General features: G+C 53.5%; 19 protein-coding genes. All 19 read left to right on the top strand.

The window, feature by feature from the left end:
• Window positions 1-60: 60 nt before the first annotated feature.
• The 19 genes from RDY34_RS06260 to RDY34_RS06170 all read left to right on the top strand — a co-directional run bounded on the left by RDY34_RS06260 (window position 61) and on the right by RDY34_RS06170 (window position 15,053).
• Window positions 61-384, top strand: a complete 324-nt coding sequence (locus tag RDY34_RS06260) for a phosphoribosyl-ATP diphosphatase (RefSeq protein ID WP_003753958.1) — start codon at window positions 61-63, stop codon at window positions 382-384.
• Window positions 385-455: 71 nt separating this feature from the next.
• Window positions 456-779 (top strand): histidine triad nucleotide-binding protein, encoded by a 324-nt coding sequence (locus tag RDY34_RS06255; RefSeq protein ID WP_003753957.1) that lies wholly within the window; start codon window positions 456-458, stop codon window positions 777-779.
• A 46-nt stretch (window positions 780-825) separates the two neighbouring features.
• Window positions 826-1,029 (top strand): Sec-independent protein translocase subunit TatA, encoded by a 204-nt coding sequence (gene tatA, locus RDY34_RS06250; protein WP_003753955.1) that lies wholly within the window; start codon window positions 826-828, stop codon window positions 1,027-1,029.
• A 3-nt stretch (window positions 1,030-1,032) separates the two neighbouring features.
• Entirely contained in the window at window positions 1,033-1,719 is a 687-nt protein-coding gene (tatB, locus tag RDY34_RS06245; RefSeq protein WP_301818630.1) for a Sec-independent protein translocase protein TatB, read from the top strand.
• 14 nt (window positions 1,720-1,733) lie between these two features.
• Complete coding sequence (tatC, locus tag RDY34_RS06240; RefSeq protein ID WP_308074363.1) at window positions 1,734-2,504, top strand: twin-arginine translocase subunit TatC; 771 nt, start codon at window positions 1,734-1,736, stop codon at window positions 2,502-2,504.
• Between the two features lie 52 nt (window positions 2,505-2,556).
• Window positions 2,557-3,162 (top strand): Maf family nucleotide pyrophosphatase, encoded by a 606-nt coding sequence (locus RDY34_RS06235; RefSeq protein ID WP_025457905.1) that lies wholly within the window; start codon window positions 2,557-2,559, stop codon window positions 3,160-3,162.
• 15 nt (window positions 3,163-3,177) lie between these two features.
• Window positions 3,178-3,531, top strand: a complete 354-nt coding sequence (locus RDY34_RS06230; protein ID WP_308074364.1) for a DUF2069 domain-containing protein — start codon at window positions 3,178-3,180, stop codon at window positions 3,529-3,531.
• Entirely contained in the window at window positions 3,521-5,335 is a 1,815-nt protein-coding gene (locus RDY34_RS06225; protein ID WP_308074365.1) for a Wzy polymerase domain-containing protein, read from the top strand. The genes RDY34_RS06230 and RDY34_RS06225 overlap by 11 nt, the downstream gene beginning before the upstream one ends.
• A 189-nt stretch (window positions 5,336-5,524) precedes the next feature.
• Complete coding sequence (gene misR / locus RDY34_RS06220) at window positions 5,525-6,202, top strand: two-component system response regulator MisR (RefSeq protein WP_061699231.1); 678 nt, start codon at window positions 5,525-5,527, stop codon at window positions 6,200-6,202.
• Window positions 6,203-6,215: 13 nt separating this feature from the next.
• The gene (misS, locus tag RDY34_RS06215) at window positions 6,216-7,622 is read left to right on the top strand and encodes a two-component system sensor histidine kinase MisS (protein WP_196428403.1); all 1,407 of its coding nucleotides are present in this window, start codon (window positions 6,216-6,218) and stop codon (window positions 7,620-7,622) included.
• 117 nt (window positions 7,623-7,739) lie between these two features.
• Complete coding sequence (locus tag RDY34_RS06210; protein ID WP_308074366.1) at window positions 7,740-10,166, top strand: bifunctional acetate--CoA ligase family protein/GNAT family N-acetyltransferase; 2,427 nt, start codon at window positions 7,740-7,742, stop codon at window positions 10,164-10,166.
• A 44-nt stretch (window positions 10,167-10,210) separates the two neighbouring features.
• Window positions 10,211-10,456: a 30S ribosomal protein S16 gene (gene rpsP / locus RDY34_RS06205; RefSeq protein WP_096107917.1), complete on the top strand. Its 246-nt coding sequence runs from the start codon at window positions 10,211-10,213 to the stop codon at window positions 10,454-10,456.
• Window positions 10,457-10,471: 15 nt separating this feature from the next.
• A complete protein-coding gene (rimM, locus tag RDY34_RS06200; RefSeq protein WP_308073474.1) occupies window positions 10,472-10,981 on the top strand; it encodes a ribosome maturation factor RimM in 510 nt (169 codons plus the stop codon).
• Complete coding sequence (trmD, locus tag RDY34_RS06195) at window positions 10,981-11,730, top strand: tRNA (guanosine(37)-N1)-methyltransferase TrmD (protein WP_308073475.1); 750 nt, start codon at window positions 10,981-10,983, stop codon at window positions 11,728-11,730. The genes rimM and trmD overlap by 1 nt, the downstream gene beginning before the upstream one ends.
• A gap of 15 nt (window positions 11,731-11,745) precedes the next feature.
• Entirely contained in the window at window positions 11,746-12,111 is a 366-nt protein-coding gene (gene rplS / locus RDY34_RS06190; protein WP_002217809.1) for a 50S ribosomal protein L19, read from the top strand.
• A gap of 18 nt (window positions 12,112-12,129) precedes the next feature.
• Entirely contained in the window at window positions 12,130-12,435 is a 306-nt protein-coding gene (locus RDY34_RS06185) for a hypothetical protein (protein WP_154101519.1), read from the top strand.
• On the top strand, window positions 12,432-13,157 hold the full coding sequence (locus tag RDY34_RS06180; protein ID WP_308073478.1) for a metal ABC transporter ATP-binding protein: 726 nt from the start codon (window positions 12,432-12,434) through the stop codon (window positions 13,155-13,157). The genes RDY34_RS06185 and RDY34_RS06180 overlap by 4 nt, the downstream gene beginning before the upstream one ends.
• 23 nt (window positions 13,158-13,180) lie before the next feature.
• Entirely contained in the window at window positions 13,181-14,056 is an 876-nt protein-coding gene (locus RDY34_RS06175; protein WP_308073479.1) for a metal ABC transporter permease, read from the top strand.
• A 76-nt stretch (window positions 14,057-14,132) separates the two neighbouring features.
• Window positions 14,133-15,053: a metal ABC transporter solute-binding protein, Zn/Mn family gene (locus RDY34_RS06170; RefSeq protein WP_308073480.1), complete on the top strand. Its 921-nt coding sequence runs from the start codon at window positions 14,133-14,135 to the stop codon at window positions 15,051-15,053.
• Window positions 15,054-15,245: the final 192 nt, after the last annotated feature.

Here is a 15,245-nt window from a genome sequence, read left to right as displayed (position 1 = left end):
CCCGAGAGCAGCCGTTTAGCCTATCATTCCGAACGAACAGAAACAAACAGAAGGAAAATCATGGGAGATTCCGTACTATCCGCCATCCAACAAACCATTATACAGCGCAAATCTGCCGATCCGTCCGAATCTTACGTCGCACAGCTCCTGCATAAGGGCGAAGACAAAATCCTAAAAAAAGTGATTGAAGAGACGGGCGAAGTGTTGATGGCATCCAAAGACAAAGACCCGTCCCACCTGGTTTACGAAGTTGCTGACTTATGGTTTCACACCATGATTCTTCTGACACACCACGACCTGAAGGCGGAAGACGTACTGGACGAACTTGCGCGCCGTCAAGGTTTGTCGGGCTTGGCCGAAAAAGCCGCTCGCACAGAATCTTGAATTTATATTACAATCCGCACTTTCCCACATTCAATCCGTCTGACCGCTTTTCAGACGGCATCGGAGCCGTTATGGACAACTGTATTTTCTGCAAAATCGCTGCCAAAGAGATTCCGGCGCAAACCGTCTATGAAGACGGGGAGATGGTTTGTTTCAAAGACATCAACCCCGCCGCTCCGGTTCATCTGCTGCTGATTCCCAAAGTCCATTTCGATTCGTTGGCACACGCCGCTCCCGAACATCAGCCCCTTTTGGGAAAAATGATGCTGAAAGTTCCCGAAATCGCCAAAGCGGCAGGACTGGCAGACGGCTTCAAAACCCTTATCAATACTGGCAAAGGCGGCGGACAAGAGGTCTTCCACCTGCATATACACATCATGGGCACACCCGTATAAACCGTTATTTCACAATCAACCCCTAATACTTACTTAAGGATACATCATGGGCAGTTTTTCTCTTACGCACTGGATTATCGTACTGATTATCGTCGTTTTGATATTCGGCACCAAAAAACTGCGCAACGTCGGCAAAGACCTCGGCGGCGCAGTTCATGACTTCAAACAGGGGCTGAACGAAGGCACCGATGGCAAAGATGCCGGAAAAGACGACGTAATCGAACATAAAAAAGACGAAGACAAAGCATAACTTATGTTTGATTTCGGTTTGGGCGAGCTGATTTTGGTCGGCATTATCGCCCTGATTGTCCTCGGCCCCGAACGCCTGCCCGAGGCCGCCCGCACCGCCGGACGGCTCATCGGCAGATTGCAACGCTTTGTCGGCAGCGTCAAACAAGAGTTTGACACGCAAATCGAACTGGAAGAACTGCGCAAGGCAAAGCAGGAATTCGAAGCTGCCGCTGCTCAGGTTCGAGACAGCCTCAAAGAAACCGATACGGATATGCAGAACAGTCTGCACGACATTTCTGACGGTCTGAAACCTTGGGACAAACTGCCCGAACAGCGCACGCCTGCCGATTTCGGTGTCGATGAAGGCGGCACCCCCCTTCCTGATGCGGCAAACACCCTATCAGACGGCATTTCCGACGTTATGCCGTCTGAACGTTCCGATACTTCCGCCGAAACCCTTGGGGACGACAGGCAAACCGGCAGTACAGCCGAACCCGCGGAAACCGACAAAGACCGCGCATGGCGGGAATACCTGACTGCTTCTGCCGCCGCACCCGTCGTACAGACCGTCGAAGTCAGCTATATCGATACTGCTGTTGAAACGCCTGTTCCGCACACCACTTCCCTGCGCAAACAGGCAATAAGCCGCAAACGCGATTTTCGTCCGAAACACCGCGCCAAACCGAAATTGCGCGTCCGTAAATCATAAAGAGGGCAAATCCGGTGTCCGAAACACAAAACGAACAAACCGTCCAACCGCTTGTCGAACACCTCATCGAGCTGCGCCGCCGCCTGATGTGGACGGTTGTCGGCATCTTAGTCTGCTTTTTCGGCCTAATGCCGTTTGCCCAACAACTCTATACTTTTATCGCCGACCCGCTGATGGCAAACCTGCCAAAAGACACCAGCATGATTGCCACCGACGTCATCGCACCATTTTTCGTGCCGGTCAAAGTTACCCTGATGGCGGCATTTTTAATTTCGCTGCCGCATACGCTCTACCAAATCTGGGCATTTGTCGCCCCCGCACTCTATCAAAACGAAAAACGCCTGATTACCCCGCTTGTCCTCTCAAGCGTCAGCCTGTTTTTCATCGGCATGGCGTTTGCCTACTTTCTGGTTTTCCCCGTCATTTTCAAATTCCTTGCCGGCGTTACCCCTGTCGGGGTCAATATGGCGACCGACATCGACAAATACCTCTCCTTCATCTTGGGGATGTTTGTCGCATTCGGCACAACGTTTGAAGTCCCCATTGTCGTTATTCTGCTGACTAAAATAGGTGTGGTAACAACCGAACAGCTCAAACACGCCCGCCCCTATGTCATTGTCGGTGCGTTTGTCATTGCCGCAGTCATCACACCGCCCGACGTCATCTCACAAACCCTGCTTGCCATTCCGCTGATTCTCTTATACGAAGCAGGTATTTGGTTCGGACGCTTCTTCACTCCACGTTCAGAACAGGATGGCGACATACGGCCGCCTGCAAAAACCTGACACTATGCCGTCTGAAACCCCGCCTCATACCGCCACAGATTAAGGAATACCTTTGAATACCCTCTATTTAGGTTCAAACAGCCCACGCAGAATGGAAATCCTGACGCAGTTGGGCTATCGGGTCGTCAAGCTGCCTGCCGACATCGACGAAACGGTCAGACAGAACGAAGACCCTGCCCGTTACGTTCAAAGGATGGCAGAAGAAAAAAACCGAACCGCCCTGACCCTCTTTTGCGAAACCAACGGCACAATGCCCGATTTCCCCCTGATTACCGCCGACACCTGCGTCGTTTCAGACGGCATTATATTAGGCAAACCCCGCTCCCAAGCCGAAGCGGTCAAATTCCTAAAACTGCTGTCGGGCACCAGGCATACCGTCCTGACTGCCGTCTATATCCACTATCGCGGCAATGCGAAAAACTGCCTCCAAACCAACCACGTCGCCTTCAAGCCCCTGAGTTCGGAAGAAATTTCCGCCTATGTACAAAGCGGCGAACCTATGGATAAAGCCGGTGCCTACGCCGTGCAAGGCATAGGCGGTATCTTTATCCAATCTATCGAAGGCAGCTTCAGCGGCATTATGGGGCTGCCTGTTTATGAAACCGTTTCGATGTTGCAGGATTTGGGATACCGTACCCCACCCCTCATCCGAGCCTAACCAGTAAAGACCGCCGTGAACAGACAAACCGCTTACCTCCTTGCCTCTTTCAGCCTGATCGCACTGATAATCCTGTCCCTTTCCTGGGAACTGTGGATTGCACCGTTGCGCCCGGGCGGCTCGTGGCTCGCGCTCAAAGCCCTCCCCCTCTGTCTGCCGCTTTCAGGCATCTTGAAAAAGAACATCTACACCTACCAATACAGCTCCATGCTGGTTCTGATTTACTTTGCCGAAGCCGTCATGCGCCTGTTCGACGCCTATCCGGCAGAACAGATTTGCGCCGCACTTTCCGCAGTATTCAGCATCATCTTCTTCATATCCTGCCTGTCGTTCGTCAAACAATACAAGGAAACAAACAATGCCCGCTGAAACGCCCGTATCCGGCATCCGCCCCGCCGCCAAACTGCCGATTTACCTATTGCCCTGTTTCCTTTGGATAGGCATCGTCCCCTTTACCTTCGCACTCCGTCTGGAACCGTCGCCCGACTTTTACCACGATGCCGCCGCCGCAGCCGGCCTGATTGTCCTGTTGTTCTTCACGGCAGGAAAAAAGCTGTTTGATGTCAAAATCCCACCTATCAGCTTCCTTCTGTTTGCAATGGCGGCGTTTTGGTATCTTCAGGCACGCCTGATGAACCTGATCTACCCCGGAATGAACGACATCGTCTCTTGGATTTTCATCTTACTCGCCGTCGGCGCGTGGGCCTGCCGGAGCTTGGTCGCACACTACGGACAAGAACGCATCGTGACCCTGTTTGCCTGGTCGCTGCTTATCGGCTCCCTGCTTCAATCCTGCATCGTCGTCATCCAGTTTGCCGGCTGGGAAGACACCCCTCTGTTTCAAAACATCATCGTTTACAGCGGGCAAGGCGTAATCGGACACATCGGACAGCGCAACAACCTCGGACACTATCTGATGTGGGGCATACTCGCCGCCGCCTACCTCAACGGACAACGAAAAATCCCGCCCGCCTTGGGCGCAATCTGCCTGATTATGCAGACCGCCGTTTTAGGTTTGGTCAACTCGCGCACCATCTTGACCTACATAGCCGCCATCGCCCTCATCCTTCCCTTCTGGTATTTCCGTTCGGACAAATCCAACAGGCGGACGATGCTCAACATAGCCGCAGCCGTATTCCTTACCGCGCTGTTCCAATTTTCCATGAACACCATTCTGGAAACCTTTACCGGCATCCGCTACGAAACTGCCGTCGAACGCGTCGCCAACGGCGGTTTCACAGACCTGCCGCGCCAAATCGAATGGCGCAAAGCCCTTGCCGCCTTCCAATCCGCCCCGATATTCGGGCACGGCTGGAACAGTTTTGCCCAACAAACCTTCCTCATCAATGCCGAACAGCACAACATACACGACAACCTCCTCAGCAACTTGTTCACCCATTCCCACAACATCGTCCTCCAACTCCTTGCAGAGATGGGAATCAGCGGCACGCTTCTGGTTGCCGCAACCCTGCTGACGGGCATTGCCGGGCTGCTGAAACGCCCTCTGACCCCCGCATCGCTTTTCCTGATCTGCACGCTTGCCGTCAGTATGTGCCACAGTATGCTCGAATATCCTTTGTGGTATGTCTATTTCCTCATCCCCTTCGGACTGATGCTCTTCCTGTCCCCCGCAGAGGCTTCAGACGGCATCGCCTTCAAAAAAGCCGCCAATCTCGGCATACTAACCGCCTCCGCCGCCATATTCGCAGGATTGCTGCACTTGGACTGGACATACACCCGGCTGGTTAACTCCTTTTCCCCCGCCACTGACAACAGTGCCAAAACCCTCAACCGGAAAATCAACGAACTGCGCTATATTTCTGCAAACAGTCCGATGCTGTCCTTTTATGCCGACTTCTCCCTCGTAAACTTCGCCCTGCCGGAATACCCCGAAACCCAGACTTGGGCGGAAGAAGCAACCCTCAAAGCACTAAAATACCGCCCCTACTCCGCCACCTACCGCATCGCCCTCTACCTGATGCGGCAAGGCAAAGTTGCAGAAGCAAAACAATGGATGCGGGCGACACAGTCCTATTACCCCTACCTGATGCCCCGATACGCCGACGAAATCCGCAAACTGCCCGTATGGGCGCCGCTGCTGCCCGAACTGCTCAAAGACTGCAAAGCCTTCGCCGCCGCGCCCGGTCATCCGGAAGCAAAACCCTGCAAATGACCCGCGCCGGCGGATGCGTATGCCGTCTGAAATATAAAGACCCTTGCAAAGCATTGCAAAAAACAGCAAACACGCAGAAAAATACGCTATCAAAAAACATTGCAGCCGTGTTAAGATAAACCGTTAAACACTCGTTTCATGCCCGTCCCAAACCCGGCGGGCGCATACCACCACGGAAAAGGAAACACCATGAGCCGCGTATTACTCGTAGATGACGATGCCCTGCTGACCGAACTGCTGACCGAATACCTGAGCGCCGAAGGTCTGAACGTCCACAGCGTTCCCGACGGGGAAGCAGGCGTACAGGAAATCCTGAGCGGGCAATACGATGTAGTCGTATTGGATTCCATGATGCCCAAAATGAACGGCTTGGATGTCTTGAAAAACGTACGCGCCCAAAGCACCGTCCCCATCATCATGCTGACCGCCAAAGGCGACGATATCGACCGAATCATCGGCTTGGAAATGGGTGCGGACGACTATGTCCCCAAACCCTGCACACCACGCGAACTCTTGGCACGCATCAATGCCATCCTCCGCCGCGCACAACACAGCGGCGAACAGAACAACGCACCCAACAGCATCTCCGTCAGCGATGTCGTCCTGTACCCCGCCAAACGCCAGGCATCCGTCAAAGACACTCCGCTCGAACTGACCAGCACCGAATTCAACCTGCTCGAAGTCCTGATGCGCCATGCCGGACAGGTGGTCAGCAAAGAAACCCTGTCCGTCGAAGCACTCGACCGCAAGCTGGCAAAATTCGACCGCAGTATCGACGTACACATCTCCAGCATCCGCCACAAGTTGGGCGATGCCTCCCTGATTCAAACCGTACGCGGCTTGGGCTACCTGTTTGTCAAAAACTGAAGTAAACAGATAAATGAAACTGTTCCAACGCATTTTCGCCACATTTTGCGCGGTTATCGTCTGCGCAATCTTTGTGGCGAGTTTTTCTTTTTGGCTGGTGCAGAACACCCTTGCCGAAAACCAGTTCAACCAACGCCGCACCATCGAAACCACATTGATGGGCAGCATTATTTCCGCATTCAAGACACGGGGCGACAACGGCGCGCGCGAAATCCTGACCGAATGGAAAGACAGCCCCGTATCATCCGCCGTTTACGTCATACAGGGCGACGAGAAAAAAGACATCTTAAACCGCTATATCGACAATTACACCATAGAACGCGCCCGGCTGTTTGCCGCCGGACACCCCCATTCCAACCTTGTCCGCATCGAATACGACCGTTTCGGCGAAGAATACCTGTTCTTCATTAAAGGCTGGGACAACCGCCAGGCACAACGCCTGCCCAGCCCGCTGTTTATCCCGGGCCTGCCGCTTGCCCCGATTTGGCACGAATTCATCATCCTCTCCTTCATCATCATCGTCGGACTGCTGATGGCATATATCCTTGCCGGCAACATTGCCAAACCCATCAGAATCTTAGGCAACGGCATGGACAGGGTGGCAAACGGAGAACTTGAAACCCGCATCTCCCAACAGGTCGACGACCGCGACGACGAATTGTCCCATCTTGCCATCCAATTCGACAAAATGGCGGAAAAACTCGAAAAACTCGTTGCCAAAGAACGCCACCTGCTCCACCACGTTTCCCACGAAATGCGCTCCCCGCTTGCCCGTATGCAGGCAATTGTCGGATTAATTCAGGCACAACCCCAAAAACAGGAACAATACCTAAAACGACTCGAAGGCGAGTTGACCCGCATGGATACGTTGGTCGGCGAACTCTTAACCTTGTCCCGCCTCGAAACCTCCAATATGGCTTTGGAAAAAGAAAAACTGAAACTCCTACCCTTCCTAAGCAACCTTGTAGAAGACAATCAAAGCATTGCCCAGAAAAACGGACAAACGGTTACCCTGTCTGCCGACGGGAAAATTCCCGAAAACGCCACCCTATATGCCAATGAAAGTTACCTGTACCGCGCCTTCGACAACGTTATCCGCAACGCTGTCAATTACAGCCCAGAAGGCAGCACCATCCTGATCAACATCGGACAAGACCACAAACACTGGATTATCGACGTTACCGACAACGGACCGGGTGTAGACGAAATGCAGCTTCCCCACATATTTACCGCCTTCTACCGTGCCGACTCCAGTGCCAACAAGCCCGGAACGGGACTGGGGCTTGCATTGACCCAACATATTATTGAACAGCACTGCGGAAAAATCATCGCCGAAAACATCAAACCAAACGGGCTGCGGATGCGCTTCATCCTACCCAAGAAAAAAATCGGTTCCAAAACAGAAAAAAGTGCGAACTGACCATAATGCCGTCTGAACCCACTTCAGACGGCATTGCACAAACAGTTACCCCAAAACAAACACACAGTGAGTGCATCTCCAACAATCACGCACATACCGTCCGCAAAGGAATATATCATGCCGACACAAACCGATCCCGGCTACTTCTTCATGCCCAACCACATCATCCTGATAGGCGCGAGCGAACAACCGTACAGCCTAGGCGAACGTGTACTCAGCAACCTGCTGAGTACGCCCTTTCAAGGAAAAATCACCCCCGTAAACCCGCGCCACCACACCATAGCCGGACTGCCCGCCTACACCAGCCTCAACAAAATCCCCGGCAGTGCCGACCTGATTATTGCCGTTACCCTACCCGACAGTTACGACACCCTCTTCAAAACCTGCCGCAAAAAGCAGCTCCGACACATCATCCTCATACAGGACTGGGACAGCCTGTCTGCCGCAGAACTGCACACCGCCGAAACTGCCATACGCAAACACCACGGAGACCATATCAACATTACCGCCTGCACCACAGCAGGCATTCAGATTCCTTCGCTCGGACTCAACATCAGCACCCATGACGAATACGCCGCAGGCTATACCGCCATACTGACCGGAGATGCCGCCGTCAGCCGCCAAATCGATACCGTCCTCAAAAAACTCCATCAAGGCATATCCCGCCACATCAGCCTGAACTACGGCATCAGCCCCATCACTTCCTCAGACTGGCTCAACCGCTTCGGACACAGCCTGCACACCAAAACCGCCGTCCTACACCACAACCCTGAAGAGGATCAGCGCAAACTGTTCAGCGCAATCCGCCAATTTACCCGCCATACGCCGCTGATTCTCCACATCACCTGCCGCACGACAGAAACCGACCGTGCCGTACTGCACTGCCTCGCCCGACACTGCAACTTCCTCATCAGTTTCAACGACGACGACCTCGAAGCCGCACTGCGCGCCCAACTGTCCGACCTTCCACCCCTGTCCCGACTCGACATCCTGTCCGACACGCCTGCCGAATGGCTGAACGCGCACGCGCCAAAAAACCTCGCCCTCCACTTTCCCAACCTTCCCCACCACATCCGCAACGGACACCTGACCGGCACACCCACACCCTCAATCTGCCACGACATCGCCTCACGTCAGCTTGCCCGCCCCGACACCCAAGCCGTCCTAACCATCCTCAGTCCCTCCGGACACGAGGATTACAAAAAAACAGCACGCGCCCTTATCCGACTGTCCGAACAGACCGCCAAACCCCTGCTCGTCAGCAGCCCCTTTTCAGACGGCATAACACATTTCGACACCCCCACTCAGGCAATCCGCACCCTTTCCTACCGCAACACCGCCGCCGCCCTGAAACAGGCACAGCTCGACATTGCACCGCCGCAACCGTGCCGTCTGAAAACACCGCAATCCCAAAACATCAAAAAAGCCCTTGCAGCGGCAAACCCCTCCCTGCTCGCCGAAGCCCTGCACCTCCCCCCCTACCGGCACACTACCCATAACGCCGTCCAATTCCAATTCGGCAGCCACCCCCTCTATGGCGACATCCTGACCGCACGCTGCAACGGACAAACCACTGCCGTACTCCCGCCGTTTACCACGCTCGACAGCCGCCACCTTGCCTACTTTGCCGAACTCGACGGCACACAAACCCTCGACCAGTTCCTGCACACACTGACCGTCATTCCCGAATACCGCCAACACATTCTCGGCATCACCCTCAACCTAAACGGCGGACAATACAGCAGCGATTTCCTCTTAAAGACACCCGAAACACACGACACGCCCAAACGCAAGAACACAGGCAAAGCCGCCCAAACCCTCGAACATGCCGCCGCAAAAATGCAGAGTGCCGCCGCATACCTAAAACACAAAAACCCGACAGCCGCCGAATTTCTCCGCCACACAAGCGAAGCCGCCGCAGAACTGCTCGGCAGCAAAACCGAAACCGGAGCAGCCGTACCCAACGTACTTACCCCCTATCCCGCAGCACACCCCAAAACACTGTCCCTAAAAAACAACACGACCGTTACCATTACCCCCCTTTTGCCCGAAGACGCAGAAGCAAAACAGCAGTTCGTCCGCAGCCTCGGCCCCGAAGCACGGTACACACGCTTCATGACCCACACCAACGAACTGCCCGCAGCCACGTTGGCACGCCTGTGCAACCCCGATTACCACTGTGAAGCCGCATGGACGGCAAGGGATGCCGACAGCAACATCGTCGCCGTTGTCCGCCACAGCCGCCTGAACCGCAACGAATGCGAATTTGGTATCACACTGGCGGAACATATGCGCGGCAGCGGACTGGCACAGAAAATGATGAACCTCGCCATCCATACCGCAACACAACAAGGCTACCGGACTATGAGTGCCGACATTCTCAAAACCAATACTCCCATGATCAAACTTGCTGAAAAATCAGGATTTACCCTCAAGGAATCGGACACCGAAAAAAACCTGTACCGCGCATATCTGAACCTTGCGGCAGACAAAACAACAGAAAAAACAAATAAAAACTTGCGCACCAACCACAAAATACCCTAAAATTAGCAGTTTCCATATATCCGATTTTCTCAAAAGGACTCAAAATGGTAGTTATCCGTTTGGCACGCGGCGGCTCAAAACACCGCCCTTTCTACAACGTCATCGTTACTGACTCACGCAACCGCCGCGACGGCCGCTTCATTGAACGCGTAGGCTTCTACAACCCCGTAGCCAACGAAAAACAAGAACGCGTACGCCTCAACGCAGACCGCCTGAACCACTGGATTGCACAAGGTGCGCAGGTTAGCGACTCTGTTGCAAAACTGATTAAAGAACAAAAAGCCGCATAACCCTCATTTTCCGCCATGACAGACACTCAAAACCGGGTAGCCATGGGCTACATCAAAGGTGTATTCGGCATAAAAGGCTGGCTAAAAATTGCTGCCAATACCGAGTATTCCGACAGCCTTTTGGATTACCCCGAGTGGCAATTGGTCAAGGACGGCAAAACCGTCAGCGTTACCCTTGAAGCTGGAAAAGTTGTCAACGGTGAGCTCCAAGTCAAATTTGAAGGCATAAACGACCGCGACTTGGCATTCTCATTGCGCGGTTACACCATCGAAATCCCCCGTGAAGCATTCGCACCGACGGAAGAAGGAGAATACTACTGGGCCGACTTGGTGGGCATGACCGTTACCAATAAAGACAATACCATCCTGGGGAAAGTCAGCAACCTGATGGAAACAGGTGCAAACGACGTATTAGTGGTTAATGGAAAATATGGGCAGATTCTGATTCCGTTCGTTTCCCAATATATCGAAACCGTCGATACCGGCAGCAAGACTATTACTGCCGACTGGGGTTTGGACTACTGATGCTTATCCAGGCAGTTACCATTTTCCCCGAAATGTTCGACAGCATTACCCACTACGGCGTAACGGGACGCGCGAACAGACAGGGAATCTGGCAGTTTGAAGCAGTCAATCCCCGAAAGTTTGCCGACAACAGATTGGGCTATATCGACGACCGCCCGTTCGGCGGCGGTCCGGGAATGATTATGATGGCTCCGCCACTTCATGCGGCGATAGAACACGCCAAAGCACAATCTTCCCAAACCGCAAAAGTCATTTACCTCAGCCCCCAAGGAAAACCGCTGACACACCCAAAAGCGGCAGAACTGGCAGAACTTCCGCATCTGATTCTGCTGTGCGGACGCTATGAGGGAATAGACGAAAGACTGCTGCAAAGCAGCGTCGATGAAGAAATCAGCATCGGAGACTTCGTTGTTTCCGGCGGAGAGCTTCCCGCCATGATGCTGATGGATGCAGTATTGAGGCTCGTACCCGGCGTATTGGGCGATATGCAGTCTGCCGAACAGGATTCGTTCTCAAACGGCATTTTGGACTGCCCCCACTACACCAAACCCTTAGAATTTCAAGGCATGGCTGTTCCGGAAGTATTGCGTTCCGGCAATCATGGCTTGATAGCGGAATGGCGGTTGGAACAATCGCTTCGCCGCACCCTGGAGCGCAGACCCGACTTATTGGAAAAGCGCAGTTTAATCCCAAAGGAATCCCGCCTCTTAGAAACCATCCGGCAAGAGCAACGGGAAATCCAATCATAATTTAGGAAAAAAACAATGAACCTGATTCAACAGCTCGAGCAAGAAGAAATTGCCCGCCTGAACAAAGAAATCCCCGAATTCGCACCGGGCGACACCGTAGTCGTATCCGTACGCGTCGTGGAGGGTACGCGCAGCCGTCTGCAAGCCTACGAAGGCGTGGTTATTGCCCGTCGCAACCGTGGTCTGAACAGCAACTTCATCGTCCGTAAAATTTCCAGCGGCGAAGGTGTGGAACGTACTTTCCAACTGTACTCTCCGACCGTCGAAAAAATCGAAGTCAAACGCCGTGGCGACGTACGCCGTGCCAAACTGTACTACCTGCGCGGCCTGACCGGTAAAGCTGCACGCATCAAAGAAAAACTGCCTGCACGCAAAGGTTGATTCAAACCGTTTTCCCCAATGCCGTCTGAACCTTCAGACGGCATTTCTTATTGCCGCAACATCCGCAACGGAACAGCACCAAGAAGCACACCCCTTCCGGCACATCCCGAATCCCCGTCCGAACCGAACAAAATTTACAGACCAAACGTTATACAGTATCATATCAGCCATATAACGATAAACGCTTTACCGCCTTCCCTTTCAAAACCGCAAATCATCATGACACCTTCCCTTTTACTATCAGGATTGACCTTCCGCCTCATCCTTGCCCTGATTGCCGTATCCCTTTTATGGGGCGTTTACTTTTGGGCAGTATCCGCATGAGCATCATTGTCGAAAACCTGACCGTCAGCTACCGCCGCCGTCCTGCCGTACACCATGTGGATATTACCTTTGAAGAAGGCAGCATGTGGGCGGTTTTCGGTCCCAACGGCGCAGGGAAATCCACCTTTCTCAAATCCTTGATGGGATTGCAGCCTATCGATACAGGCAGCATCCGGCTGGACGGATTGAGCCGCCAAGACATTGCCTACCTTCCCCAGCAGTCCGACATCGACCGCTCCCAACCTATGACCGTTTTCGACTTGGCGGCAATGGGGCTGTGGTATGAAATCGGTTTTTTCAAAGGGATAAATACCGCTCAAAAACAACGCGTTCACGAAGCCTTGGAGCGTGTAGGAATGCGGCAGTTTGCCCGCCGCCAAATCGCCCACCTCTCAAACGGACAATTCCAGCGTGTCCTTTTTGCCCGAATGCTGGTTCAAAACGCCAAATTCCTACTTCTGGACGAACCTTTCAACGCTGTTGATGCACGGACAACCTACGAGCTTCTCGACGTGTTGCAAAAATGCCATTGCGGCGGACACGCTATCATTGCCGTACTGCACGATTACGAACAAGTCCGTGCCTACTTTCCCAATACCCTGCTGCTTGCCCGCGAAAAAATTGCGGCAGGCGCAACCGAGACCATTCTGACAGAACCCTACCTCGCTCAAGCCAACGCCAAAATGCAGCAACAGGAAAGCCCCGACTGGTGCGCGTCATAAATGCCGTCTGAAACCGAAAAACCATGAACCTCTACGACCTGCTCCTTGCCCCCTTTGCAGAATTCGACTTTATGCGCTACGCCCTCGCATCCGTCTTCTGCCTGTCCCTCAGTGCCGCACCCGTCGGCGTATTCCTCGTCATGCGCCGTATGAGCCTGATAGGCGACGCATTGAGCCACGCCGTCCTACCCGGTGCCGCCGTCGGCTACATGTTTGCCGGCTTGAGCCTGCCCGCCATGGGTTTGGGCGGCGTAGCCGCAGGCATGCTGATGGCACTGCTTGCCGGACTCGTCAGCCGCTTCACCACCCTGAAAGAAGATGCCAACTTTGCCGCCTTTTATCTCAGCAGCCTCGCCATAGGCGTAGTCCTCGTCAGCAAAAACGGGAGCAGCGTCGATTTGCTCCACCTCCTTTTCGGCTCTGTACTTGCCGTCGACATTCCTGCCCTGCAACTCATCGCCGCCGTCTCCAGCCTCACGCTCATTACCCTTGCCATCATCTACCGCCCGCTCGTACTCGAAAGCATCGACCCCCTGTTTCTCAAATCCGTCGGCGGCAAAGGCGGGCTTTGGCACGTCCTCTTTCTCGTCCTGGTCGTCATGAACCTCGTATCCGGCTTTCAAGCCCTCGGCACACTCATGTCCGTCGGACTCATGATGCTGCCAGCCATTACCGCCCGCCTATGGGCGAAGCACATGGGCGCACTCATCCTCCTATCCGTTCTGACAGCCCTGCTGTGCGGCTTGAGCGGACTGCTCATTTCCTACCACATCGAAATTCCCTCCGGTCCCGCCATCATCCTCTGTTGCAGCGTCCTTTATCTCTTTTCCGTCATACTCGGCAAAGAAGGCGGCATTCTGACCAAATGGCTCAAAAACCACCGCCACCACACCACCTGACCTCGCAAGCCGCTTGAACAAACAGGCGGCTTGTTTTACCATAACAGATGTTACGTTATATCACAGGAGAACAGTTATGAAACACCCCAAACTCACCCTAATCGCCGCATTACTGACCACTGCCGCAACTGCCGCACCCCTGCCGGTTGTAACCAGTTTCAGCATTTTAGGCGACGTAGCCAAACAAATCGGCGGAGAGCGCGTATCCATACAAAACTTGGTCGGAGCCAACCAAGACACGCACGCCTATCATATGACCAGCGGCGACATTAAAAAAATCCGCAGTGCAAAACTTGTCCTGATTAACGGTTTAGGTCTCGAAGCTGCCGATGTACAACGTGCCGTCAAACAAAGCAAAGTATCCTATGCCGAAGCAACCAAAGGCATCCAACCCCTCAAAGCCGAAGAAGAAGGCGGACACCATCACGACCACGATCATGACCATGACCACGAAGGACACCACCACGACCACGGCGAATTCGACCCCCACGTCTGGAACGACCCCGTCCTTATGTCCGCCTATGCCCAAAACGTCGCCGAAGCCCTGATAAAGGCCGACCCCGAAGGCAAAGTTTATTATCAACAACGCTTGGGCAACTACCAAATGCAGCTCAAAAAACTGCACAGCGACGCACAAGCCGCATTTAACGCCGTCCCTGCCGCCAAACGCAAAGTCCTGACCGGGCACGATGCCTTTTCCTATATGGGCAAACGTTACCATATCGAATTCATCGCCCCGCAAGGCGTGAGCAGCGAAGCCGAGCCTTCAGCCAAACAAGTCGCCGCCATCATCCGACAAATCAAACGCGAAGGCATCAAAGCCGTCTTTACCGAAAATATCAAAGACACCCGTATGGTTGACCGCATCGCCAAAGAAACCGGTGTCAACGTCAGCGGCAAACTGTATTCCGACGCACTCGGCAACGCACCCGCAGACACCTACATCGGAATGTACCGCCACAACATCAAGGCAATGAGCGAAGCGATGAAAAAATAAACCCTAAACACACAATGCCGTCTGAAACCTTTTTCAGACGGCATTCTCATACCCGTGCACAAAAGGCAGCCCCACAACGCACAAATATATAGCGGATTAACAAAAACCGGTACGGCGTTGCCCCGCCTTGTCCTGATTTTTGTTAACCCACTATACAACGACCAATATAAACCATTGAAAAAAAAAAAAAAA

This window comes from Neisseria polysaccharea (assembly GCF_963392925.1).
GTDB lineage: Bacteria > Pseudomonadota > Gammaproteobacteria > Burkholderiales > Neisseriaceae > Neisseria > Neisseria polysaccharea.
The sequence above is the reverse complement of the archived record's forward strand: the minus strand, read 5'-3'. Positions and strand labels throughout refer to the sequence as shown.

Excerpts from the sequence above, each read along its gene's own strand:
- RDY34_RS06170 (WP_308073480.1), top strand. The coding sequence starts at position 14,133 with ATGAAACACCCCAAACTCACCCTAATCGCCGCATTACTGACCACTGCC.
- RDY34_RS06225 (WP_308074365.1), top strand. The coding sequence starts at position 3,521 with ATGCCCGCTGAAACGCCCGTATCCGGCATCCGCCCCGCCGCCAAACTG.
- tatB (WP_301818630.1), top strand. The coding sequence starts at position 1,033 with ATGTTTGATTTCGGTTTGGGCGAGCTGATTTTGGTCGGCATTATCGCC.
- RDY34_RS06260 (WP_003753958.1), top strand. The coding sequence starts at position 61 with ATGGGAGATTCCGTACTATCCGCCATCCAACAAACCATTATACAGCGC.
- misR (WP_061699231.1), top strand. The coding sequence starts at position 5,525 with ATGAGCCGCGTATTACTCGTAGATGACGATGCCCTGCTGACCGAACTG.
- RDY34_RS06185 (WP_154101519.1), top strand. The coding sequence starts at position 12,130 with ATGCCGTCTGAACCTTCAGACGGCATTTCTTATTGCCGCAACATCCGC.
- rplS (WP_002217809.1), top strand. The coding sequence starts at position 11,746 with ATGAACCTGATTCAACAGCTCGAGCAAGAAGAAATTGCCCGCCTGAAC.
- RDY34_RS06175 (WP_308073479.1), top strand. The coding sequence starts at position 13,181 with ATGAACCTCTACGACCTGCTCCTTGCCCCCTTTGCAGAATTCGACTTT.
- rpsP (WP_096107917.1), top strand. The coding sequence starts at position 10,211 with ATGGTAGTTATCCGTTTGGCACGCGGCGGCTCAAAACACCGCCCTTTC.
- trmD (WP_308073475.1), top strand. The coding sequence starts at position 10,981 with ATGCTTATCCAGGCAGTTACCATTTTCCCCGAAATGTTCGACAGCATT.
- misS (WP_196428403.1), top strand. The coding sequence starts at position 6,216 with ATGAAACTGTTCCAACGCATTTTCGCCACATTTTGCGCGGTTATCGTC.
- RDY34_RS06255 (WP_003753957.1), top strand. The coding sequence starts at position 456 with ATGGACAACTGTATTTTCTGCAAAATCGCTGCCAAAGAGATTCCGGCG.
- tatA (WP_003753955.1), top strand. The coding sequence starts at position 826 with ATGGGCAGTTTTTCTCTTACGCACTGGATTATCGTACTGATTATCGTC.
- RDY34_RS06210 (WP_308074366.1), top strand. The coding sequence starts at position 7,740 with ATGCCGACACAAACCGATCCCGGCTACTTCTTCATGCCCAACCACATC.
- RDY34_RS06180 (WP_308073478.1), top strand. The coding sequence starts at position 12,432 with ATGAGCATCATTGTCGAAAACCTGACCGTCAGCTACCGCCGCCGTCCT.
- rimM (WP_308073474.1), top strand. The coding sequence starts at position 10,472 with ATGACAGACACTCAAAACCGGGTAGCCATGGGCTACATCAAAGGTGTA.